A 19811-nucleotide genomic window follows, 5' to 3' on the forward strand; every position below is an offset into this window, starting at 1 on the left:
GCAATCGAACCGTTCGGGCAACCTCCATCTCGCGCAGGCCTCATTCCTTCTTCGGACTCTTGTCGCCGTTCGGGCTTTCTGCTTGCGGGACGGACGCAGATTGTCGAAGCCCATATAGTGGTCGGCATCCAACGCGTTCCACCTCAGCCTCAAATGGCACCAGCGTCGACATGCCCGGCGTGTTCATCGCCGTCTTTGCCGCTTAGCTCTCTCGCGGGAGCGTGGACCGTTCCGGCCGATGCATGCCGGCAAGCAGCCATTTGATGCGCCCGTGATTTTATTTTTGAATTCCATTTGACTGAATAAATAACAGGTGCGAAGCTACCATCTCCTAAGGGCACGCAAATCATGGCACTGCGGGGGACGAATCAGGAGTTCGGGCGGCCGTACAACCGGCGCATCGTGCTTGAGTCCATCCGCCTGCATGGGCCGATCGCCCGCGGCGAGATCGCCCGGCGCGTCGGGCTGACCGTCCAGACCGTATCGACCATCGTTCGCGAGTTGGAAGAGCAAGGCTATATCCTGTCGCTGCGCGAAGAGCCTAAGGGGCGCGGCCTGCCCCCGGCGACCCTACGCATCAACCCCGAGGGCGGCTATGCCGTCGGTGTTCACATTACCCCGCTTGGTATCAGTGCAGCCTTGATCAATCTGAGCGGCGACGTCATCGAGAGCACCTATCGCGAGGCGCCGAACGCGACGCCGGACCATGCCTTCGATTTGATCGCGGCGATGGCAATCGAACTGACCGGCCTGCGGGCTGGAGGACGCGTGCTGGGCGTGGGATTGGCCCTGCCCGGGCCATTCGATGTCGAATCCATGAGTTTCGTCGGTCCGACCACCATGACCGGTTGGAAGGGTGTGGCACTGGGCGAGCGATTGGCGACTTCCACCGGGCTGCCGGCCTTCTTTGAAACCGACATGGCGGCTGCAGCCATGGGCGAGCGCCTCTATGGCCTCGGCGCCCAGTTTTCCGAATACTACTATCTCTATTTCGGCGTCGGCCTTGGCGGGGTCATGGTTCATGACGGCTCCGCGTTGCGCGGCGCCTGGGGAAATGCCGGCGAGATCGGACACATTCCCGTCGTTCCCGGCGGCGAGGCTTGCCCGTGCGGCAACCGAGGCTGTCTCGAACGCTACCTCTCGCTCGAAGCGCGGGGGCGTTGGACCGGCGGCGAGGCCGAATGGGTGGCCGAAGTCGCACCGATCTTTCACAATGCCGTCGCCACGATCGAGAACCTGTTCGACCCTGAAACGGTCATCCTCGGCGGGCTGGCATCCACCGATCTGCTCGAACGGCTTGCCGGTTCGACCGTCGGCCTGCACAACTCCGTTTCGGCACGGCAGGACCGCACGACGCCTCGAATCCTCGTCGCGCGCGGCGGCCAACATTCGGTGTTGCGCGGCGCTGCCGCCCTTGCGGTTTCCGGCGTGCTGTCGCCTCGCTTCGGCCAGATGTTCGCTGCCGAACGTGAACGCGAGCGCGACCTTCTCAAAGGCAGGGAGATTGCGGCATGAACGAACCCTTGCTGGTGCTCGACAACGTCACCAAGAACTATGGCGCCATCGAAGCGCTCAAGGGGATCAGCTTCTCGATCGGCAAGGGCGAAGTCGTGGCGCTGCTGGGCGACAACGGCGCCGGCAAATCGACACTGGTCAAGATCATCGCTGGCGGGCTGGAGCCGACCTCGGGCCGCATGCTGTTCGAAGGCAAGGAGTTCCTTGCCCGAACACCCGCCGAGGCCAAGGCGGCGGGCATCGAGACCGTCTATCAGGACCTGTCGCTGTGCACCAACGTCGACGTGGTCGCCAATTTCTTCATGGGCCGCGAAATCACCAGGAAGGTTCTTGGCATTCCCGTGCTCGATGAGCGCGCCATGGAAGCCGTCGTCGGAAAGGCGCTGGCCAGTGCCGGCACCCGTATTCCGTCGCTGCGCACCAATGTCGAGCACCTTTCGGGCGGCCAGCGGCAAGCCATCGAACTCAACCGCTTCGTGCACTGGGGCGGCAAGCTGGTGCTGCTCGACGAACCGTTCGCAGCCCTTGGTGTCGAGCAGACGCGGCGCGGTCTCGACATGATCCGCCAGGTGGCCAACCAGGGCATCGGCGTCGTCATCATCACTCACATCATGCAACAGGCCTTCCAGGTCGCCGATCGGATCGTTGTGATCCGGCAAGGCGTCGTGGCGGGCGACGTCGCACGCAATAAAACAAGTCCCGACGCGGTGATCAACATGATCACCGGGGAGACGCTTGCCGGTGCCGGACCGGCGGGCTGAGGGACAAAAAGAGGGGTCCGGCTTAAGAGGAGCGAACGACATGAAGCGAATACTTCTTGCTGTCTTCGGTATCCTGGCATTGGCCTTTGCCACGCTCACGCCGGCATTCGCGCAGTCCAAGGGTATCGTCTACTATTTGGTGCCGACACTGCTGGACGAGTTCCAGACCGGCTCGGTGAGCGCTCTGGAGCTGTTCCTGAAGCAGACCGGCTATGAGATGAAGACGCTGAACGCCGACAACAAGACCGACGCCCAGCAATCGCAGATGAACGACGTCATCGCGCTGAAGCCGGCGGCCATCATTCTGGCGGCCGTCGATTTCAATGCGCTGAAACCGTCCGTCGAGGCCGCCCGTGCGGCCGGCATCCCCGTGGTCGAGTTCGACCGCCAGATCACCGCTACGCCCTCCGACTTCACCTCTGTCGCGGGAACGGTCGAGATCGGCTACGTCGCCGCCGACCAGGCCCAGAAACTGCTGAAAGCCAAGAACGGCTCGGTGAAGGGCAAGGTGCTGCAAGTGCTCGGCGATCCGGGTGACCCCTACACGCTCGATATCCAGAAGGGCTTTGAGGAGAAGATGAAGGCGTTCCCGGACGTCAAGATCATCTCGCTTCCGGCCATGCAGTGGGCAGCGGATGCAGCCGGGACTATCGTCAACGACCAGATCCTTGCAAACCCCGACATAGACCTCATCTTCAGCCATGCCGCGCACCTGTCGGTCGCTGCCGTCGCCTCGCTCGAGGCCGCCGGTAAAAAGCCGGGTGACGTCATGCTGATGAGCTCGAACGGCGCGCCGGTCGGACTCGACCTGATCCGCAAGGGCTGGCTCAACGTCGAAGTCGAGCAGCCGCTTTACGCGCAGGCCGCGGCTGTCGCCATGTTCATGGACAAGATCGTCAAAAAGGAAGAGATCAAGCCCGGCGAATACGACGTGCTCGGCCTGAAATCGACCGTGACCAAGGAAGCCTGGGGCCCGAACATCAAGATCCCCGGCGCCGCCATCACCAAGGAAAATGTCGACAACCCGGCCTTCTGGGGCAACCAGAAGCCGCCGACGGACACCATCAAGTCCGTCGAATAGTCATCTGAAAGCGCTCCGGGCCGTAGTGGCCCGGAGCCTGCCCTTTCACAACGCCGCGTCCGAAAGGACGCCGTGGCGAATTTGACTCCGCGCCTGAAACCGACGAAATCGAATTGATTTCGCGGGGCATGCGCCAACCGGATCATCCTATGAACCCGCGCACACGCAAAGCCCTGGAGTTCGTTCTCGATAACCTTGTCTGGTTCATGCTGCTGTTCGTGCTGGTGGTCTTCTCCATCTTTGTCCCGAACTACTTCCAGCTCGGCATCTTCGCCAACATCATCGAGGCTTCGAGCGTGCTCGGCGTCATGTCGATCGGCCTGGCGCTGGTCATCATCGCCGGTCACATGGACCTGTCGGTGGAATCCGTGGCCGCGCTCAGCGCCATGGCGGTCGGCATCCTGTTCTGCTCGTCAGGCATCGGCATGGGCGTGCAGTTGCATCCGGAATGGCTGATGGTTCCGGTCTCGCTACTGCTGGCGCTTGCTGTCGGCGGCATCATCGGCGCCTTCAACGGCTACCTCGTGGTCAAGGTCAAGATGAGCGCCTTCATCATCACGCTGGCGTCCTACATCTGGGTACGCGGCCTTGTGCTTGTCGTTTCGGGCGGCCGCTCGGCTCAGGACCTGGCGCCGGCCATCCGTTGGTTCGGCATCCAGCGCCTTGTCGGCCTCCCGCTCACCGCATGGATCGCGGTTGGCTGCTTCGTCGTCTTCTCGCTGATCATGGCCAAGACGCCGTTCGGCCGGCATCTCGTCATGATTGGCGGCAACGAGACGGCAACTTTTCGCGCCGGCATCCGCGTCAACCGCAATCTCGTCATCGCCTTCGTTCTCGCCGGCGCAATCGCCGGCCTTGCCGGCTGGCTGCTGGCGATCCGCACGTCAGGAGCCACCGCCAATCTCGGCGTCGGCCTGCTGTTCAATGCTTTCGCCGCCGTCGTGATCGGCGGCGTCAGCCTGAAAGGCGGTGTCGGCACCTTGCCCGGCGTCTATGCCGGGGTGCTGCTGCTCTCGGCCATCAACACGGCAATCAACCTGATGGGCTTGCCGGCCAACTTCACACAGGTGATCCATGGCCTGTTGGTTCTGGCCGCAGTGCTGCTCGATGCTTTCAAGCAGACCATCCGCCAGAGGCTCGCATGACGGGACTGCTCGCATGACCGACCGACTGAAGGACAGAGTGGCGCTGATCATCGGCAGCGCCCGCGGCATCGGCAAGGGCATCGCGCGGCGCTTCGCCGAAGAGGGTGCGCGGCTGGTCCTCGCCGACACCGAGGATGGGGCCGGACAAGCGACCGCGGACGAACTGGCCGTGCCTTTCATTCACACCGACATCTCGCTGATGGCCGATGCAGAGGCAGCGGTGGCGCTGGCGCTCAAACAGCACGGCCGCCTCGACATCATCGTGCAGAATGCCGGCATCTATCCCTGGCAGTTGATCGAAAACACCAGTGCCGACGATTGGGACCGCGTCATGGCCGTCAATCTGCGCGGCACCTTCAATGCCAGCCGCGCCGCTCTGGTGCCGATGAAGGCGCAAGGCTTTGGCCGCATGCTCTACACCTCGTCCATCACCGGCCCACACGTCACCAGCCCTGGCCACGGCCACTATTCCGCCAGCAAGGCCGGCATCAACGGCTTCATCCGCGCTGCAGCGCTCGAATTCTCCGGCTACGGCATCACGGTCAACGGCGTTGAGCCTGGCAACATCCTCACCGAGGCGATCGAGCTGCATCGCGGCGCGGCATACATCAAGAACATGGAGGACTCCATTCCGCTCGGCCGCCTTGGCAGCCCGCGCGACGTCGCCAACGCCTTCCTGTTCCTCGCTTCCGACGACGCCAGCTACATCACCGGCACGACCATTGTTGTCGACGGCGGGCAGCTGTTGCCCGAGGGCAATGATTTCAGGCTTTTGCCGCCTTGAGCATTGCGCCCGCATTGGCGAGTGACACAGCCTCGCACTTCGGCAACGGCTTGACCGCTCGCGACGGCGCGACGAACCTCGGCAGCGACCGCCGGATTATTGGCTGTGTACAGCTTCTCGGGAGCCTTAGCTTCCCGACCGAAGCGCGGAGAACGCGTGATGATCAGTGCGCGCGGCAATTCGCGGAACAATCGACCGTGCCATCGGTTCTTCTCCAGGAAGGAGTTCAGCCATGAGCAAGAAACCCCCACCGGTCCCAGCCGAAAATCGGAGTCCCAAGGGTGTCGGCGAACGCAAGTCGGTTCGGCTCGATGAGGCGAGCAAACGCCAGGCTCCCAACCCCGAGAAGCAGGGCCAGCAAGGCAATATCAACGTCAACACCACTCATCAGATCAATCAGCAAGACCGCTGAGGCGAGAAAGATGTCCACGTCCAAGAAAACCCCTGCGAGCATCCGGCAGGGTGGCCCTGGCGCTTCACACGAAAATGCCAAGGCTCCGCTCAAGATCAACAAACCGCCCGCGGATTCCGACCAGCGCAAGCGCAGCAGGATATCTGGAGGCGGCGGCGAGCGTGACAGCCACCATACGCATGACGCAGAAAGGAAAGGTGGCGGCACCAGGCCAGCGCACCAGCCATAATCCGGCTGAGCAGAAATCGAAGGATAAACGACCGGGAGCCGTGAGTGGCGTCTCCGTACGGGACCGCCAGCTCACCGTGCTACCAACTCATGAAATTGCTCGCGGACGCCGGGCCTGTCCTCAGCCACCACAAGTGCAAGTCCGCGGGCGTCAAAAATCTCGAACCATTCTTCCCATTCAACCTGTTCCGGTCCACCCATGGTCGGTGGTCGATCCGCTCCTCGGTCCTGGTCCTGATAGGTGTGTTGGCCGAAGACGATGACAAGCGAGGGCTCATTTTGTTCGATCGAAGGCTCGGCCGGGAGAAGCGCGGGGAAGCCAGCGCGTGCTGCTGCCCAATCACGAATAGCCTCGTGGTCGACAAGGGTGACCATCCCTGTCGACACTGGCTCCGGCTCATTCGGCGCCTGCGACACCCGGTCTGACCATCCGCTCTTGCGCGCGGATTCCATCTGCCTTGCGTTCAGCCCACGCTCGCGGATACGGCCATGTTCATCGCCATCTTTTGCCATGTGTCACTCCCGATATGTTCCTAGCAACAAACTGGGCCGGTCAGGAAATGTTCCAACTACCCAGCGAGAGATCCGCTGACGTACCCAGCAAGAGATCCGCTGACGGTTGCGTCTTTGGACACTGATCGGGAACACTCCTCGCCTTCGAGGGTTAGCTTGGCGACAGGCTTACATCCGCCGCATCCCATGGGGTCGCTTCGAATGCGAATTCAAGCATTGTCCCAAGCCAAAAGAAGGAGTGTTCTGGAATGGGTGCCAGCGAAATGAAAGCGCGACCGCTCGAGGTCAAGGCGATCACCGGAGTGATAGAGGAACTCGAAAGGCAGGCGGCCGAAAACCCGTCGAAACTCAAGGTTCGACGGGATGGCGATAAAATAATCGTCGATGGCGAGATCGACGTCGACGCGCTGGTTATGGTGGTCGTCGGCTCCATGGCCGGAGGTCCCTAACACCGGCATGAGCCAACGAACCGCCGGCGCCTCGTGCGGAGCCGTTGATGTTCCGCCGCTCCCACGGGCGCGGCTCCTTCGCGGCTCGACATTGCTTCCAAGGTTTTCGCCAGGCGGTACGAGACCATTCGGCAGGCGCGTGAAGAGAGGGTTTGCAGGTAGCGGCCGCGATCGCATGGCATGATTGTTTATCTCCAGGAACAAATCCCGGCGCCGCCACGTTGCACCTGCTCACGTGTTGAACCAGCGAGGCAGTATTTTGGCGCCCAGGGCAAATTGGAAAGGTTTCCTGAAGGTAGGGGAGCTCAGCTGCCCGGTGGCGCTCTACACCGCCGCCTCGACTTCCGAGCGGATCGCCTTTCACACGGTAAACCGCGCGACCGGCCACAGGGTTCATCGCGAGTTCGTCGATAGCGAGACCGGTAAGCCGGTGGAGAAGGACGAGCAGGTCAAGGGTTATGAGACAGGTTCGGGCGAGTATGTCGTGGTCGAGCCCGACGAGGTCGCCGCCGCCGTCCCCGAAAGCGACAAGACACTGTCGGTCTCGGCCTTCGTCGGCTGCTCGGGCGTCGACGACGTGTATTTCGACAAACCCTACTACCTAGCTCCTTCGGACAAGCATGGCGAAGAGGCATTCACGCTCATCCGTGAAGGCATGCGTCGGAAGAAAGTCGCCGCCATCGCCCAAACGGTTCTGTTCCGGCGCGTCCGCACCTTGCTTATCCGCGTCTACGACGAGGGCCTGATCGGGACCACGCTCAATTTCGACTATGAAGTGCGCTCGGCGACCGACGCCTTCGAGGACGTACCCGACATCAAGGTCCAGGGCGAGATGCTCGATCTGGCCGAGCACATCATCAAAACCAAGCGAGGCAAGTTCGACCCGACCACATTCGACGACCGCTACGAGGCGGCGCTTGCCGAACTCGTCAAGGCGAAGCTTGAGGGCAGGAAGATCGAGCCACCCAAACAACCGAAGCGCGAGAAGGTCGTCGACCTCATGGACGCGCTGCGCCAAAGTGCAGGCGTTGGCGAAAAACAGCCAACGCCGCGGAAAGGCGCTGCAAAATCCAAGGAACCGCAGCGTGCGAGGGCAAAGGAAACCGCACCGCGTCGGAAAGCCGGCTGACAGATGGCGCTCGAGACCTATCGCAAGAAGCGCAATTTCTCCATCACCCCTGAACCGCAGGGCCGCAAGGCGGCGAAGACCGGCAACAGCTTCGTCATCCAGAAACATGCCGCAACGCGGCTCCATTACGACTTCCGTCTCGAAATGGATGGCGTGCTGAAGAGCTGGGCGGTCACCAAGGGACCGAGCCTCGTCCCCGGCGAAAAGCGTCTTGCCGTGCATGTCGAGGATCATCCCCTGGACTATGGCGGCTTCGAAGGGACGATCCCGAAGGGCGAATATGGCGGCGGGGCCGTCCTCCTGTGGGACAAGGGCACCTGGACCCCGATCGGCGATGCCCGCCGTGGCTACGCCAAGGGCCAAATGGATTTCGTACTGCATGGCGAGAAACTTGGCGGCCGGTGGCATCTGGTGCGCATGGCCGGAAAGCCGCGGGAAAAACGTGAGAACTGGCTGCTGATCAAGGGCGACGACGACGCCGCGCGCGATAAGAGCGAGGCCGACATCCTGGACGAGCGTCCGGAATCGGTCCTGACCGGCCGCGATATCGAAGATATCGCCGGCGAGGAGCCCGGCTGGTCATCGAGCACCGGCCGCATCCGAAAGACCCGTGGCCGGCACACAAAGGCCGCCCCGCTCCAAGAGCAGACCGCCCCTGTCGACGTGACGGACCCGTCCAGCATCAAGGGCGCCAGGAAGGCGGCGCTTCCGGATTTCGTCGAGCCGACGCTGGCGACGCTAGTTTCGACGGCGCCATCAGGTCAACGCTGGCTGCACGAGATCAAATTCGACGGTTACCGGCTGCAGGCCAGGATCGAAGCCGGCCGGGTGAAGCTGCTGACGCGCAGCGGCCTCGACTGGACGCAGAAGTTCGGCAAGGCGGTCGTTACGGCGCTGGCCGAACTCGCCGTCGGCACGGCACTGATCGACGGCGAACTCGTGGTTGAGACATCGGTCGGCGCATCCGACTTCGGCGCCCTGCAAGCCGATCTCAGCACCGGGCGCAACGATCGCTTTCGCTTCTACGTCTTCGACCTGCTGTATCTCGATGGATACGATCTGCGCGATGTCGCCTTGGCCGAACGCAAGGAGCTGTTGGGAAAGATCACAGCCGCCGGCCCAGAGCTCATCCGTTACAGCCAGCATTTCGAGGAGAACGGCGCGCTGGTGCTGCGGCATGCCTGCCGGCTGAGCCTCGAAGGCGTCGTCTCCAAGCTTCGCGATGCGCCCTATCGCTCCGGCCGCGGCAGGAATTGGGTCAAGTCCAAATGCTCCGCGCGGCAGGAGTTCGTCGTGGCCGGCTATGTGCCGTCGACCACCTCGCGCAATGCCATCGGCTCGCTCGTGCTCGGCGTCCATGACCAAGGCAAGCTTCACCATGTCGGGCGCGTCGGCACTGGTTACACGGCCGCGGTCGCGCAGGACCTGTTCAAGACACTCGAGCGCATGCGCGTTGCCTCGAGCCCGTTCGACGAGCGGCTGAGTGCGGAAGAGGCGCGGCAGGTCCGTTATGTCAGACCCGAACTCGTCGCCGAGATCGAGTTTCGCGCCTGGACCGCCGACGGCAATCTTCGCCATGCCTCGTTTCGCGGACTTCGCGAAGACAAGCCAGCCAAAGAGATCGTCCGCGAGGCGACGAAGATGAACAAGGAGACCGAACAGCCGCAGCGGCGGACCGTCAAGCTCACCCATCCCGATCGCCTCTACTGGCCGGACCAGGGCGTCACCAAGGAGGGCCTCGCCGACTACTATGCCGAAGCCTGGCGCTATGCGTCGCCCTATATGGTCGGGCGTGCGTTGGCACTGCTGCGCTGCCCCAACGGCATTTCAGGCGAGCAGTTCTTCCAGAAGCATGCCTGGAAGGGTCTCAATCCCAACATCGTGCTGGTCCAGGACCCCAGGGATCCGCCGGATGAGAAGCTGATCAGCATCAACGACCTCGACGGCTTGATGGGTCTCGTCCAGTCGGCGGCGCTGGAGATTCACCCCTGGGGGTCGATGGTGAGCGACTGGGAGCGTCCCGATACGATCATCATGGATCTCGACCCCGGCGAGGGCGTGAGCTGGGAGGCGATGACCGAAGCGGCTGTCGAGACACGCGAGCGGCTGCGGGAAGCAGGGCTTGTCCCATTCCTCAAGACCTCCGGCGGCAAGGGCCTGCATGTGGTAGCGCCGTTGAAGCCGCAAGCCGAATGGCCCGCCGTGAAAGCCTTCACCAAGGGAGTCGCGGACGCCATGGCCTCCGACAGTCCCAGCCGCTACGTCGCGACCATCACAAAGTCCAAGCGGCGCGGGAAAATCCTCGTCGACTATCTGCGCAACCAGCGCGGTGCCACCGCGGTCGCTCCTTATTCGACAAGGGCACGGCCGGGAGCGGCAGTTTCGATGCCGCTGTCATGGGACGAACTCGGCCCCAGCGTCGGGCCGGCCTATTTCACAGTGGAAAACACCCCAACCCGGCTTGCCTCGCTGTCTTCTGATCCATGGCAAGATTTTCGCACAGCCGCGGCGCCAATCGAAGAGCGTCAGCGCAAGAAAGCGGCTTGAGGAGCATCAACGCAGAGCAGGCGCCTTTGCCTCGACGCAATTCCGGGTGGCAAAACGTTTCCACATCTTTCCTGGAATTGCCCTAGGCGATTTGCTCGAACGTGCACTGCTCTGGCGCCTTTTCCGGTCGCCAGCGCAAGAATTTGGTGCCGTGCCGGAAACGATCGCCGGTCACATGATCGAATCGAACTTCCACCACCAGTTCCGGCCGAACCGGCTCCCATTCGCTGCTGCGCTCGGTGCTCCAGCGGCTCGGCCCACCCGGTGCCTTTCCGGTGAAGCCCGGCGGTTCGCGCATCGCTTCAAGCTTGCGGGTGAGCTCGGCCCTGTGGTCATTTGCAATTGTCGAGGTGAACCCGACATGATCGAGCTTGCCCGCATCATCATAGAGGCCCAGCAGCAAGGAGCCGACCTGCGAACTGTTGTTGAGATAGCGAAAACCGCCGACCACGCAATCGGCCGAACGCAGTCGCTTCACCTTCACCATCGACCGCACGCCTGGCCGGTATGGCTCGTCCAGCCGCTTGGCGACGACGCCGTCCGTCGATCCATGTCCTGCATCGCTCAGCCAGGAACGTGCCTCGCTTACGTCGCGTGTAGCATGCGAGAGTAGAATGTTCTTGCGATCGGCCGAAGCGACAAACTCCTCGAGCGCCGCCCTGCGTTCCTTCAGCGTCCGGTTCGTTATGAGTTCTCCATGCTCGTCGCAGAGTATGTCGAACAAGATCAGATCGGCCGGCGTTTCGACGGACAGCTTGCGTATCCGCGTCGCTGCCGGATGAAGCCGCATCTGCAGCGCGGCGAATGACAATTTACCGGCGATCGAGACAACGATCTCGCCATCGGCGACAAAGCGCGGCGACGGCAGCTCCTTCAATGTCGCGACGAGCTCGGGAAAGTATCGGCCGAGCGGCTTGCCCGATTTCGCACGCAGATCTACCGCCTCGCCCTGTCGGAACGCCAGGCAACGGAAGCCGTCCCATTTGCGCTCATATTGCCAACCCTCTCCTTCGGGAATTTCGTCTGCCGCCTTGGCTTCCATGGGAGGCGTGTCGAGTGGCAAGGCGAAGTCGCCGCTCATTGCCCTGCCCCGGTGTCGCTGCGGCGGATGTCGCGCATTCGCAGGCCCTTTTTCGGCAGTGCCGGTATGCGAGACAGGTCCAGCGGCGACACTTTGTCGGTGATTTCGTACGTCATCGATCGGGTTAACACACGGATCGCCTCCTTCATCAACGCGACTGTCACTGCCTCGCCCGGACAACGATGCGTAACCGAAGCGTCGCCGCCGCCATGCGGTACGAAATCGAAGCCTTGCATCCGCCAGCCAATGTCGCGGTCGAGCGAAAAGGTGTCCGGCGCGGGAAACCGCCGCGGGTCATGATTGGTACCGTGGAGATCAAGCAGCACCCAGGCGCCCTTGTCGATCCTGTAGCCATGCCACTCGAACGTCTCCCGGGCGACGCCGCCGATGAACGGAAAGAACGGATAAAGCCGTCTCACCTCTTCGGCGAACGCTTCAAGGCTGGCCTCATCCCCGGCTGCGAAGCGATCCGCCCATTGTTGCTGCTCATTCAGCGCCATGGCGGTAAAGACGATGTAGCGGCCGATCGCGACCACCGGGCGCAGGATATTGATGATTTCGACCGCTGCGTCCGATATTTCGAGCAGATTTCCTGTCTCATCACGATGCTCGGCTATGATCCGGATCGGTGCGTTTTCGCCGAGCGTGAGTTCTCCTGAGCGGATACGCCGTACCACGGAGCCGACAAATCGCTCCGTTCGCCGGCGCCGCCAAAGTGCAAGCCACGTGTTCGGTCCGAAACCGCCGGCATTCTCGACCATGCCGCTCAGTTCGCGACAGAGGCCTTCGGCGCTGATTTCGTCGAGCGGCAGTGCCGACCATCGCGCGACGGATCTCGTCAGGATGAGGTTCACCTCTTCGAACAGGCTGATCTCGCCGCGCCGCTGCCAGTGCCTCAGCGCCTCAAGCCACTCCTCGCGGAAAATCGTGCGCAGGCGCTCCACCGGATCCGCCGCAAGGAGCAAGGAAAGAAACATTGCCTTGCGGTGGCGATGGGCGCGCCATCGTCGAGACCCTGGACACTGCCCTTGTCCTGCAGCAGTCGCAGCGTCGTTTGCGGCATCGCACCGTTTCGGGTGAAGCGGTCGCCGCCATAGAACATTTCGGCGGCGCTTGCGCCGCGGACGCAGATCGCCCTTTTCAACAGCAGGCGCGTGGCAAAGATGTCGGTGTTGAGCCGGTCGCATCGACGGCCGATAAACTCGTAGACTTCGCGAAGCAGTGCCAGTGTATTGTCCAAAGCGGGTTCATGGGGGATGGCCTTCATGATCTTGCCTCGTTTGCGCCGCCGCCACCCTGCCCTTCCTCCTCCAAGGACCTATTTTTTTCCCGCCTCCGAACGGATGCTTTTGCGCAGCGCATCCATGATGTCGATCACGTTGCTGGGCGGCTGCCCAGCCTCGGCCTTGGCTTTGGCCGGGCGCTTCTTGCCCTTCTTCTTCGAGGCGATGATCTCGAGCAGTCGCGCTTGGACGGGATCTGCCGACATGGCGGGATCCCATTGCTTGGTACGCTCGTCGATCAGGGTCTCGACCATGTCCATCAGCTTCTTGTCAGGTTTTCTCTCGCTGATCTGGCCGAAGTAGCCCTTGGGGTCGCGCACCTCATCGCCGTAGCGAAGCGTCCACAGCACAATACCCTTGTCACGCGGCTCCAGCATCACGGCACGCTCGCGCCGATACATCACCAGCCGCGATATCCCAACGGTTCCGGTCGACTTCATCGCATCGCGAATGACCGAGAATGCCTCCTCCCCGACCGGATCGTCCGGCGTCAGGTAGTGAGGCTTGTCGTACCAGATCCAGCCGATGCTGTCGGCCTCGACGAACATATCGATATCGATCGTCCGCGTGCTCTCCAGTGCGACCGCGTCGAGCTCCTCATCCTCGAGAAGCACAAATTCGTCCTCGCCGCGTTGGTAGCCCTTCACCTCATCGTCCTCAGCCACCGGCTTACCGCTGACGGCATCGACATACTGGCTGACGACGCGGTTCCCGCTCTTGCGATTGAGCGTGTGGAAGCGGACCTTTTCACTCTCGGTGGTAGCGGGCGTCATCGCGACCGGGCAGGTGACCAGCGAGAGCTTCAGATAGCCTTTCCAGAAGGGACGTGGCGCCATTGGGAAACCTTGAGATGCAAAACAGTCGAACGCGCCAGACAGATCGATTGTTCCCGGTCTCACGCGACTGAAGGCCGTGAACAACATCGTCACCATCGCCGCGGCCGATATCTATGCCGCCCACGACCTCGCGATGATCACGCCCATCGCTTCCGACACGGCGCTGACCGAGCGCGCTTTGACGAACGTCTTTTGCTTCACCAACCGGGACGATCAGACCGGAGCAGCCATTGCCCGATATCTCTACGATGTAATGGGCAAGCGCCGCGCTGTTCTGATCGAGACGGAAACGATGTACGGCCACAGCATGGCGTGCGCATTCTCGCGGGCATCTGGCCCCGTCTTTTCCGGTGCTTGCCACAGGCACCAATTTGCTCGCCGCCGAGACAATAATTGTCCTCGGATGACGAAACAATTGTCCCCGAGCATCGTTTCGATCCAGTCATGAGTTTGCAAGGAGGCGATGATGAGCGCAACCGGCTTGGATGTCTTCGACAAGACGCTGCAGACCACCAACATCTGGCTCGACGAGATCATGGCCGATCTGGGTCCCGACCGGCGCATTGCCTGGCACATATTGGGCGCTGTCCTGCGGACGCTAAGGGACAGGCTGCAACTCGGGCTCGCCGCCAAACTGGGCGCTGAGCTGCCGCTGCTGGTACGCGGCGCCTACTACGACCAGTACCGGCCTGCGGCTGAGGCCGAAAAGACAGGCTCGCTGGAAGAATTCTCGCAGCGTATCAGTGAGGAATTGAAGACCATTCGCCCTGTCGACCCCGAGGATGCGGCGCGTTCGGTCTTTCGGGTGCTGGCGCGGCATGTCGACCTTGGCCAGTCGGCAAAGGTGCGGGATGCACTGCCGAAGGAAATCCAGGCGCTCTGGCCCGACAGCGTCGGCGTCCGATAGCGCTAAACCAGCCTATCATTTTCAGTTGGTGCTCAGGAGACGTTCAGTGCCTCCCGAACCAGTGGAAGCGGGTTCCGCACCCCGGAAAGCCACCAATCCTCTTTTTCGCAAGTTACCAGCGCGCTGCGGACGCCGATGGGCCGTCAGTCCCGCAAACGGTTGGCAGACTGGTCCTGGCGCTGCTCGGTTGCGACCTGTTTGGAATCCAGGCCACGTTCTCGGGTATGCTGGGCCTTGTCGCGATTAGACAGGATCTGGTTTTCCTTGAGCTTGTCCTTCGGCGTCATGGTCATGGCGCCCGTGCCGGAACCCTTTCCACGTGAACCCGCTCCGATTTGTTTCTTGCTTCCGCGTGACATTGGCTGCTGCCTCCATCGTATCCAGTAATCTCCCACGAACCGCGCTATTCGTCGGCACGATTCTCGTTGTGGACTCTCTCCTGGTCCTTGCTGCGGAGGATGCGGATTTCAGGATCAACAAGATGAGGCATGTCGGTCCTGACATCCGATCCCCTGCGCAATGACCAGCCGCTCTCACAGAGCATTTGAGAGCGTCGCTATCCAGCTCAGCGACTGGAAGCTGTCGTTCCACGCTGCTTCGCGCGTCTTTCTGCAACCGTCGACTGAGGGAATTCTACGGCTCGTCGATGTCCAGCTTCGAGGGGTTCTGCGAAATGAGACGCTCTTCCTCGTCATCCGGCAGCGCTTCGTCGCTGTTCTGGTACGCGTTATCGTCCTCTTCGTCGGGCAATTCACCACTCTTCTCGGTGGCGTTGCGACTGTCGCCGTCTGGCGGCACACCATCCGGAAGAACCTCGCTGCCTCGGATCGCGTCCCAATCCTGCTTTTCGAGTGCTGGTCCTTCGGATGTGACGACGGGTTTCTTACCTGGTGTCATCGGGCCTGGTGTCATCGGGCTCTCCTAGGCTTCGGCATTCACCTTCGGAGCGCGCATTCGCGCCCACATCAGCATACGCCGCAAGGGCTGGCATAACGATCAGTGCCAGTAGGGTTCGACCCTCCAATATCGATACGAAGCTTCGCGGGCCGGCCTTCCATCGTCGACGGTGAGTTCATCGATCGAGTAGGCGGGCGCGGCCTTGAGCTGATCTGTGCTGAAAGAGACAACGTATCCGCCGCGGTCCGGATCATAATCCAAGAGGGACCATGGCACCGCGTGGTATCTTTCACCGATGCCCAGAAAACCGCCAAAGGAAATCACTGCGAACATGATGCCATTCGCGGTCTTTTCGAGCATCACGTCGTCGATCGTACCAATTTCCTCGCCCGCCGTGTTGTAGACAGTTGTGCCAATCACGCGCGAGGCGCGGATGGCGTCGGTATGGCCACTCGGAGTTGGCATTTCTTGAGCTCCTCTCTGTCCAAGTCAGATACCCACCAAACGGGCGGTCGGCGCTGATGTTCCCAAAAAACTGCCGGTGCTCTGTGGTCCGGACTCGACGGAGTGGCCGTCGCACAGCACGTCGTTACACGGCTGCGATAACGCCTGCCGATAACGGAATTCCTGGTCCTCGGTTCGAACAGTAGCGAAAGGCGACGAGGGTACCCTCACCGCCTCTGCTACGGAAAAAGGCGGGTCGGAATTCCGTGCAGCGCCCCCGTCCGAATTGATCGCCGATCACTGAATCACCTTGACCACCTTGCGGGTGCTCGGATCTACCAGCAGCGTCTGATTGTCGACGACGACATAGCGGTATTGGACGTTGGGTATCTCGTGCAGTTCGACGGTATCGGGCAAGGCGGAACCGATGTTGAGCTCGACGCCGGGCAGGTTAACTGAAGCCAGAGGCTGCTTCCTCACATACTCCTTGATGACCGTTTCCTGCTCGGGTTGAATCACCACATCCTGAGCAGCCGCCGCGCCAACGCCCGCCAGCAGCAGGAAGCCCGCCGCAACACTGGTAAGATGCAATCTCATGATGGTCTCCTTTGAAAGCTGGATGGTCTCCTGTGAAAGCTGGCCACCTCTCGGCTGCGTCACATCGTTGCCGCCCGCAGCCCGGGCTGCCTGGTCGTAAACGCCATCGGATGCGGCTTGTTCCTCCGAACCGCCCGCTAACAGACCGGGAACAAAGTTTTTGGGTCAGAGTTCTACCCCGCGAAGGGACTCACACGTTCAAGGAGAATTCCCATGAAACGCGTTCTGATCACCAGCATGCTGGCGCTTGGCGTCAGTTGCGGGGCGGCACTCGCCCAGACGCAGCAACCTGTGGACAACCAGTCGGGCGGCGATACCAAATGCACGATGGGTACCGCCAAATGTCAGAAGGGTTCCAATATGGGCCAGCGGGCGCAGGGCAAGGTCAAGACCGAAGAGCAGACCCAGGGCAAGGCCAATGCGAAGACTGAGCAGCAGGCCCAGGGCAAGCCCGGCGCTACCGAGCAGCAGGCCCAGGGCAAGGCTGGCGCAACCACCGAGCAGCAGGCGCAGGATCAGGCCGGCACCAACTGCACAGCTGGAATGCCCAATTGCAAGAAGGGCTCGAAGAAGGGCGAACAGGTCCAGGGCAAGGCTTCGACCCAGACCAACGAGCAGGCGCAGGGCAAAGCCGGCATGACCACCAACCAGCAGGCCCAAGGCAAGGCGTCGACCCAGACCAACCAGCAGGCGCAGGGCAAAGCCGGCATGACCACCAATCAGCAGGCCCAAGGCAAAACCTCGACCCAGGACAACACCTCGACCGCGTCCATCAACAACGTGACGGTCGAACAGAAGACGCAGATCGTCAACGTGATCCATGAGACCAGGGTCGAACCGGTGTCGAATGTGACCTTCGACATCAGCGTAGGCGTTGAGATTCCCAGGAAAAAGGTTCGGCTGCATCGTCTGCCTGCCCGTATCGTCAAGATTGTCCCAGCCTATGAGGGCTACGAGTACTTCGTGCTGGCCGATGGCCGCATCGTGATCGTCGACCCGAATACGCTGAAGATCGTCCTTATCCTGACCTGACGGGGACACATGCCCGCCGCGCCGAAGGCATGGCGGGCCTTTCCACGCTGATATCCATAATCAAGCCCAGTCTGATACGCTGCTCCGTGGCTGTCGCCGCCATAAAGCTGGGCGGTTTCGTGGCTCTCGCCCTCTCGCTGCTTTCTCTCCAGCGCTCTGCAGGCTGATTGTTCCCGCCTATATCAATCGCGTGTTCGGGCCGCCGCTGGGAACAGGACGGCTTGCTGCGCGTTCCATAGTCATCTTCATCAAAATACGCGGCGAACGCACGCGTTGGCAAAATGGAGAGGACATGAGCATCCTCGGAATTATTCTCATCATCATACTGGTACTTGCCTTGCTCGGCGGCCTCAGCGGCCTAGGCGGCGGGCCGTTCTATGGCACCGGCTATTACGGCGGCGGTGGGCTTGGACTGGTGTTGATTATCATCATCATCCTGGCTCTCCTCGGGCGCATATAGCGCAGCGACCCAGTCTGTCCCTCAGGGCGGGGCCCGCGCCGTGGTCGGCGTGACAACGAACGCCGACCAACTTCCGAGAGAAGAGATAAGACGGCGGAAGCCCGACGCGTCGCAGGGATTCCGCCGATCGCAATCGGGCTACGCAGCTTGCTGCAGAGCGCGCTCGTTGACACCCCCCTCGCCCAGCCTGGAAAGCGCTTCGTCGGTCGCCATCTCTTCCTTAAGAGTGGCATTGAGCAAGTCCGCGACGTCTCTCTTACCCATCTGTTCGGCCCAGGCAATCAGAGTGCCGTATCGAGCAATCTCGTAGTGCTCGACTGCCTGCGCGGCTGCAACCAGTCCGGCGTCAAGTGCGGGCGCGCCTTCATATTCCTCCAGCACTTCCGAGCCCTCTTCGACAATGCCGTCGATGGCAGGACAGGTCTTGCCGCGTGCCGACCTGCCGATTTTCTCGAACACTTCCTCGAGGCGATCCACATGGCCTTCCGTTTCCATCCGGTGTTTCTCGAAGGCGGCGGTCACTTCTTCCGATTCCGCCGCTCTGGCCATCTTGGGCAGGGTCCTCAGTATCTTCTTCTCGGCATAATAGAGATCCTTCAGTCCATCGAGGAATAGGTCCTCAAGACCCTTCCTTGCCGCTTTCGTTGTTTTCTTCGTGGTTGCCATAATCGTCTCCCGCTGGGTTGGTAGCAGCCTCCGCAAAAGTGCGAGGCACTCGATAACCCACCTGCCGGAGACAAGTTCCCGGGCGACCGAGCACCGTCGAAGAATTCTCCAGGATGAGGCTGGCCCGGCATTTTCGGCAATCTCTTCGGCGTTCTTTTTCACGTCTGCCGCGGGCGACGGATCAGGTGACGTGCTCCCCTGGTCTTGCTCGGGCTCTCTTCAGTGGCGAGGTGCGCCCGCTCATATCGCCTTAGTGGAAGGTGATGCGAAGGCCAAAATGACGCTTACTGCTTACAGCGAAAGCAGCGCTTTGCTTCGTCGAAGTCCTTCAACGGCGCATGAGCGGCCTGCGCTGGCCGGTGCGCCGTAATGTCGCTGAAACATCCGTCGACAATCACCGCACCGTTTAGATGCTTGTGCAAAGCGGCTTCAGTGTACCAGCACGTTCCGCAGCCAGGCCATCAGCCTGCTTCCACGGATGGTCTTGCGCACCCTGGCGGCAGCCCAGCTGGCTTGCATCGTTGCCCCGATATGGCAGCTGCAGACGATGTCGTGCAGTTGCCCATCGCTCAGCTTGAAGAAACGTTTTGCTTCCCCGTAGCTATCACCCTGGAGACCCGCGGCACGCAGCAGCGGATCCTCGAACGCAACGGTGATCGCCGACCCCGCCGTTCGCGTTTCCGCGCGGACTTTCGGATGCAGATGTTCGGTGCCGGTCAGTGCTCCAAGGCATCGCGCGGGTTGCCGCTCGAGGAGCTCTGCCCAACGTTCGATCCTTTGCGTTCTGGTCATGATGGCGCTTTGCGCCAAGGGATTGACGTCTGCGATTGTTCGCAGCTCGTGAAGCGTCTGGTGTTTCATGGTCGGCTCCTGTTGACAGCGCAGCATTCACCCCTTCAGGAGAAGTACCGCGACGGCATCAGCCGACAAGAGCATTGCCGAAAGAGTTCCATCAAACGATGCTGCAATCCTGTCGGAAGGTGCGCTGGCTTCTCACGCATCGAGGCCGCTGGGGGCGTGACAGGCCAATTGCCCTGAAATTTG

The 19811-nt window shown here is 61.6% G+C and carries 25 protein-coding genes; 14 read left to right on the forward strand and 11 right to left on the reverse strand.

Features of this window, described 5'->3' with window-relative positions:
• Positions 1–348 precede the first annotated feature (348 nt).
• From NKJ90_RS04660 to NKJ90_RS04690, 7 genes are all read left to right on the forward strand, one after another.
• Entirely contained in the window at positions 349–1515 is a 1167-nt protein-coding gene (locus NKJ90_RS04660) for an ROK family transcriptional regulator (RefSeq protein ID WP_023759805.1), read from the forward strand.
• Entirely contained in the window at positions 1512–2276 is a 765-nt protein-coding gene (locus NKJ90_RS04665; RefSeq protein WP_023759806.1) for an ATP-binding cassette domain-containing protein, read from the forward strand. The genes NKJ90_RS04660 and NKJ90_RS04665 overlap by 4 nt, the downstream gene beginning before the upstream one ends.
• A 40-nt stretch (positions 2277–2316) precedes the next feature.
• Complete coding sequence (locus NKJ90_RS04670; RefSeq protein WP_023759807.1) at positions 2317–3357, forward strand: sugar ABC transporter substrate-binding protein; 1041 nt, start codon at positions 2317–2319, stop codon at positions 3355–3357.
• A 149-nt stretch (positions 3358–3506) separates the two neighbouring features.
• A complete protein-coding gene (locus NKJ90_RS04675; protein WP_031260342.1) occupies positions 3507–4502 on the forward strand; it encodes an ABC transporter permease in 996 nt (331 codons plus the stop codon).
• Between the two features lie 13 nt (positions 4503–4515).
• Positions 4516–5286: an SDR family oxidoreductase gene (locus tag NKJ90_RS04680; RefSeq protein WP_023759809.1), complete on the forward strand. Its 771-nt coding sequence runs from the start codon at positions 4516–4518 to the stop codon at positions 5284–5286.
• A 232-nt stretch (positions 5287–5518) separates the two neighbouring features.
• A complete protein-coding gene (locus tag NKJ90_RS04685) occupies positions 5519–5698 on the forward strand; it encodes a hypothetical protein (RefSeq protein ID WP_084025452.1) in 180 nt (59 codons plus the stop codon).
• A gap of 10 nt (positions 5699–5708) precedes the next feature.
• Positions 5709–5927: a hypothetical protein gene (locus tag NKJ90_RS04690; protein ID WP_084025454.1), complete on the forward strand. Its 219-nt coding sequence runs from the start codon at positions 5709–5711 to the stop codon at positions 5925–5927.
• Positions 5928–5998: 71 nt separating this feature from the next.
• Here the strand turns inward: NKJ90_RS04690 and NKJ90_RS04695 are convergent, their stop codons facing one another.
• Entirely contained in the window at positions 5999–6439 is a 441-nt protein-coding gene (locus tag NKJ90_RS04695; protein WP_023759813.1) for a hypothetical protein, read from the reverse strand.
• 248 nt (positions 6440–6687) lie between these two features.
• Here NKJ90_RS04695 and NKJ90_RS04700 point away from each other — a divergent pair, with 248 nt between their 5' ends.
• From NKJ90_RS04700 to ligD, 3 genes are all read left to right on the forward strand, one after another.
• Entirely contained in the window at positions 6688–6888 is a 201-nt protein-coding gene (locus tag NKJ90_RS04700) for a hypothetical protein (RefSeq protein ID WP_023759814.1), read from the forward strand.
• Between the two features lie 259 nt (positions 6889–7147).
• Positions 7148–8017: a non-homologous end joining protein Ku gene (gene ku, locus NKJ90_RS04705; protein WP_023759815.1), complete on the forward strand. Its 870-nt coding sequence runs from the start codon at positions 7148–7150 to the stop codon at positions 8015–8017.
• A gap of 3 nt (positions 8018–8020) precedes the next feature.
• Entirely contained in the window at positions 8021–10564 is a 2544-nt protein-coding gene (gene ligD, locus NKJ90_RS04710; RefSeq protein WP_023759816.1) for a DNA ligase D, read from the forward strand.
• An 82-nt stretch (positions 10565–10646) separates the two neighbouring features.
• On the opposite strand, the gene NKJ90_RS04715 is transcribed toward ligD, so the two are convergent.
• The 4 genes from NKJ90_RS04715 to ku (NKJ90_RS04730) are packed head-to-tail and all read right to left on the reverse strand — an operon-like array spanning position 10647 to position 13764.
• On the reverse strand, positions 10647–11645 hold the full coding sequence (locus NKJ90_RS04715) for an ATP-dependent DNA ligase (protein ID WP_023759817.1): 999 nt from the start codon (positions 11643–11645) through the stop codon (positions 10647–10649).
• The gene (locus NKJ90_RS04720) at positions 11642–12589 is read right to left on the reverse strand and encodes a cytochrome P450 (RefSeq protein WP_050589537.1); all 948 of its coding nucleotides are present in this window, start codon (positions 12587–12589) and stop codon (positions 11642–11644) included. Before NKJ90_RS04720 ends, NKJ90_RS04715 begins: the two co-directional genes overlap by 4 nt.
• Entirely contained in the window at positions 12541–12912 is a 372-nt protein-coding gene (locus NKJ90_RS04725) for a hypothetical protein (protein WP_050589538.1), read from the reverse strand. The genes NKJ90_RS04720 and NKJ90_RS04725 overlap by 49 nt, the downstream gene beginning before the upstream one ends.
• 51 nt (positions 12913–12963) lie before the next feature.
• Positions 12964–13764 (reverse strand): non-homologous end joining protein Ku, encoded by an 801-nt coding sequence (ku, locus tag NKJ90_RS04730; protein ID WP_023759818.1) that lies wholly within the window; start codon positions 13762–13764, stop codon positions 12964–12966.
• Positions 13765–13840: 76 nt separating this feature from the next.
• On the opposite strand from ku (NKJ90_RS04730), the gene NKJ90_RS04735 reads away from it, so the two are divergent.
• Both NKJ90_RS04735 and NKJ90_RS04740 read left to right on the forward strand, forming a co-directional pair.
• Positions 13841–14212, forward strand: coding sequence for a type 1 periplasmic-binding domain-containing protein (locus tag NKJ90_RS04735; RefSeq protein WP_023759819.1), 372 nt, complete (start codon positions 13841–13843; stop codon positions 14210–14212).
• 18 nt (positions 14213–14230) lie between these two features.
• The gene (locus NKJ90_RS04740; protein WP_023759820.1) at positions 14231–14671 is read left to right on the forward strand and encodes a DUF2267 domain-containing protein; all 441 of its coding nucleotides are present in this window, start codon (positions 14231–14233) and stop codon (positions 14669–14671) included.
• Between the two features lie 143 nt (positions 14672–14814).
• On the opposite strand, the gene NKJ90_RS04745 is transcribed toward NKJ90_RS04740, so the two are convergent.
• From NKJ90_RS04745 to NKJ90_RS04760, 4 genes are all read right to left on the reverse strand, one after another.
• Positions 14815–14964, reverse strand: a complete 150-nt coding sequence (locus NKJ90_RS04745; RefSeq protein ID WP_245266653.1) for a hypothetical protein — start codon at positions 14962–14964, stop codon at positions 14815–14817.
• 340 nt (positions 14965–15304) lie between these two features.
• Positions 15305–15583 carry a hypothetical protein gene (locus NKJ90_RS04750; RefSeq protein WP_352485736.1) on the reverse strand — a complete coding sequence of 93 codons (279 nt, stop codon included), beginning with the start codon at positions 15581–15583 and terminating at the stop codon, positions 15305–15307.
• An 84-nt stretch (positions 15584–15667) separates the two neighbouring features.
• The gene (locus NKJ90_RS04755; protein WP_023758279.1) at positions 15668–16033 is read right to left on the reverse strand and encodes a PRC-barrel domain-containing protein; all 366 of its coding nucleotides are present in this window, start codon (positions 16031–16033) and stop codon (positions 15668–15670) included.
• Between the two features lie 276 nt (positions 16034–16309).
• Complete coding sequence (locus NKJ90_RS04760; protein WP_023759824.1) at positions 16310–16609, reverse strand: DUF1236 domain-containing protein; 300 nt, start codon at positions 16607–16609, stop codon at positions 16310–16312.
• Between the two features lie 213 nt (positions 16610–16822).
• Between NKJ90_RS04760 and NKJ90_RS04765 the strand changes: the two genes are divergently transcribed.
• Positions 16823–17641, forward strand: coding sequence for a DUF1236 domain-containing protein (locus tag NKJ90_RS04765; protein WP_352485737.1), 819 nt, complete (start codon positions 16823–16825; stop codon positions 17639–17641).
• 292 nt (positions 17642–17933) lie between these two features.
• Complete coding sequence (locus NKJ90_RS04770) at positions 17934–18101, forward strand: DUF3309 family protein (RefSeq protein WP_023759825.1); 168 nt, start codon at positions 17934–17936, stop codon at positions 18099–18101.
• A 138-nt stretch (positions 18102–18239) separates the two neighbouring features.
• Here the strand turns inward: NKJ90_RS04770 and NKJ90_RS04775 are convergent, their stop codons facing one another.
• Positions 18240–18767, reverse strand: a complete 528-nt coding sequence (locus NKJ90_RS04775; protein WP_023759826.1) for a YciE/YciF ferroxidase family protein — start codon at positions 18765–18767, stop codon at positions 18240–18242.
• A gap of 429 nt (positions 18768–19196) precedes the next feature.
• Entirely contained in the window at positions 19197–19628 is a 432-nt protein-coding gene (locus NKJ90_RS04780) for a hypothetical protein (RefSeq protein ID WP_023759827.1), read from the reverse strand.
• Between the last annotated feature and the right edge of the window lie 183 nt (positions 19629–19811).

The organism is Mesorhizobium sp. M0051, assembly GCF_040323235.1.
Taxonomy (GTDB): Bacteria; Pseudomonadota; Alphaproteobacteria; order Rhizobiales; family Rhizobiaceae; genus Mesorhizobium.

Bases quoted from the DNA above. Each gene is read 5' to 3' on its own strand.
- NKJ90_RS04660 (WP_023759805.1), top strand. From the start codon at position 349: ATGGCACTGCGGGGGACGAATCAGGAGTTCGGGCGGCCGTACAACCGG.
- NKJ90_RS04665 (WP_023759806.1), top strand. From the start codon at position 1,512: ATGAACGAACCCTTGCTGGTGCTCGACAACGTCACCAAGAACTATGGC.
- NKJ90_RS04670 (WP_023759807.1), top strand. From the start codon at position 2,317: ATGAAGCGAATACTTCTTGCTGTCTTCGGTATCCTGGCATTGGCCTTT.
- NKJ90_RS04675 (WP_031260342.1), top strand. From the start codon at position 3,507: ATGAACCCGCGCACACGCAAAGCCCTGGAGTTCGTTCTCGATAACCTT.
- NKJ90_RS04680 (WP_023759809.1), top strand. From the start codon at position 4,516: ATGACCGACCGACTGAAGGACAGAGTGGCGCTGATCATCGGCAGCGCC.
- NKJ90_RS04685 (WP_084025452.1), top strand. From the start codon at position 5,519: ATGAGCAAGAAACCCCCACCGGTCCCAGCCGAAAATCGGAGTCCCAAG.
- NKJ90_RS04690 (WP_084025454.1), top strand. From the start codon at position 5,709: ATGTCCACGTCCAAGAAAACCCCTGCGAGCATCCGGCAGGGTGGCCCT.
- NKJ90_RS04695 (WP_023759813.1), bottom strand. From the start codon at position 6,439: ATGGCAAAAGATGGCGATGAACATGGCCGTATCCGCGAGCGTGGGCTG.
- NKJ90_RS04700 (WP_023759814.1), top strand. From the start codon at position 6,688: ATGGGTGCCAGCGAAATGAAAGCGCGACCGCTCGAGGTCAAGGCGATC.
- ligD (WP_023759816.1), top strand. From the start codon at position 8,021: ATGGCGCTCGAGACCTATCGCAAGAAGCGCAATTTCTCCATCACCCCT.
- NKJ90_RS04715 (WP_023759817.1), bottom strand. From the start codon at position 11,645: ATGAGCGGCGACTTCGCCTTGCCACTCGACACGCCTCCCATGGAAGCC.
- NKJ90_RS04725 (WP_050589538.1), bottom strand. From the start codon at position 12,912: ATGAAGGCCATCCCCCATGAACCCGCTTTGGACAATACACTGGCACTG.
- ku (WP_023759818.1), bottom strand. From the start codon at position 13,764: ATGGCGCCACGTCCCTTCTGGAAAGGCTATCTGAAGCTCTCGCTGGTC.
- NKJ90_RS04740 (WP_023759820.1), top strand. From the start codon at position 14,231: ATGAGCGCAACCGGCTTGGATGTCTTCGACAAGACGCTGCAGACCACC.
- NKJ90_RS04745 (WP_245266653.1), bottom strand. From the start codon at position 14,964: ATGACCATGACGCCGAAGGACAAGCTCAAGGAAAACCAGATCCTGTCT.
- NKJ90_RS04750 (WP_352485736.1), bottom strand. From the start codon at position 15,583: ATGACACCAGGCCCGATGACACCAGGTAAGAAACCCGTCGTCACATCC.
- NKJ90_RS04755 (WP_023758279.1), bottom strand. From the start codon at position 16,033: ATGCCAACTCCGAGTGGCCATACCGACGCCATCCGCGCCTCGCGCGTG.
- NKJ90_RS04760 (WP_023759824.1), bottom strand. From the start codon at position 16,609: ATGAGATTGCATCTTACCAGTGTTGCGGCGGGCTTCCTGCTGCTGGCG.
- NKJ90_RS04765 (WP_352485737.1), top strand. From the start codon at position 16,823: ATGAAACGCGTTCTGATCACCAGCATGCTGGCGCTTGGCGTCAGTTGC.
- NKJ90_RS04770 (WP_023759825.1), top strand. From the start codon at position 17,934: ATGAGCATCCTCGGAATTATTCTCATCATCATACTGGTACTTGCCTTG.
- NKJ90_RS04775 (WP_023759826.1), bottom strand. From the start codon at position 18,767: ATGGCAACCACGAAGAAAACAACGAAAGCGGCAAGGAAGGGTCTTGAG.
- NKJ90_RS04780 (WP_023759827.1), bottom strand. From the start codon at position 19,628: ATGAAACACCAGACGCTTCACGAGCTGCGAACAATCGCAGACGTCAAT.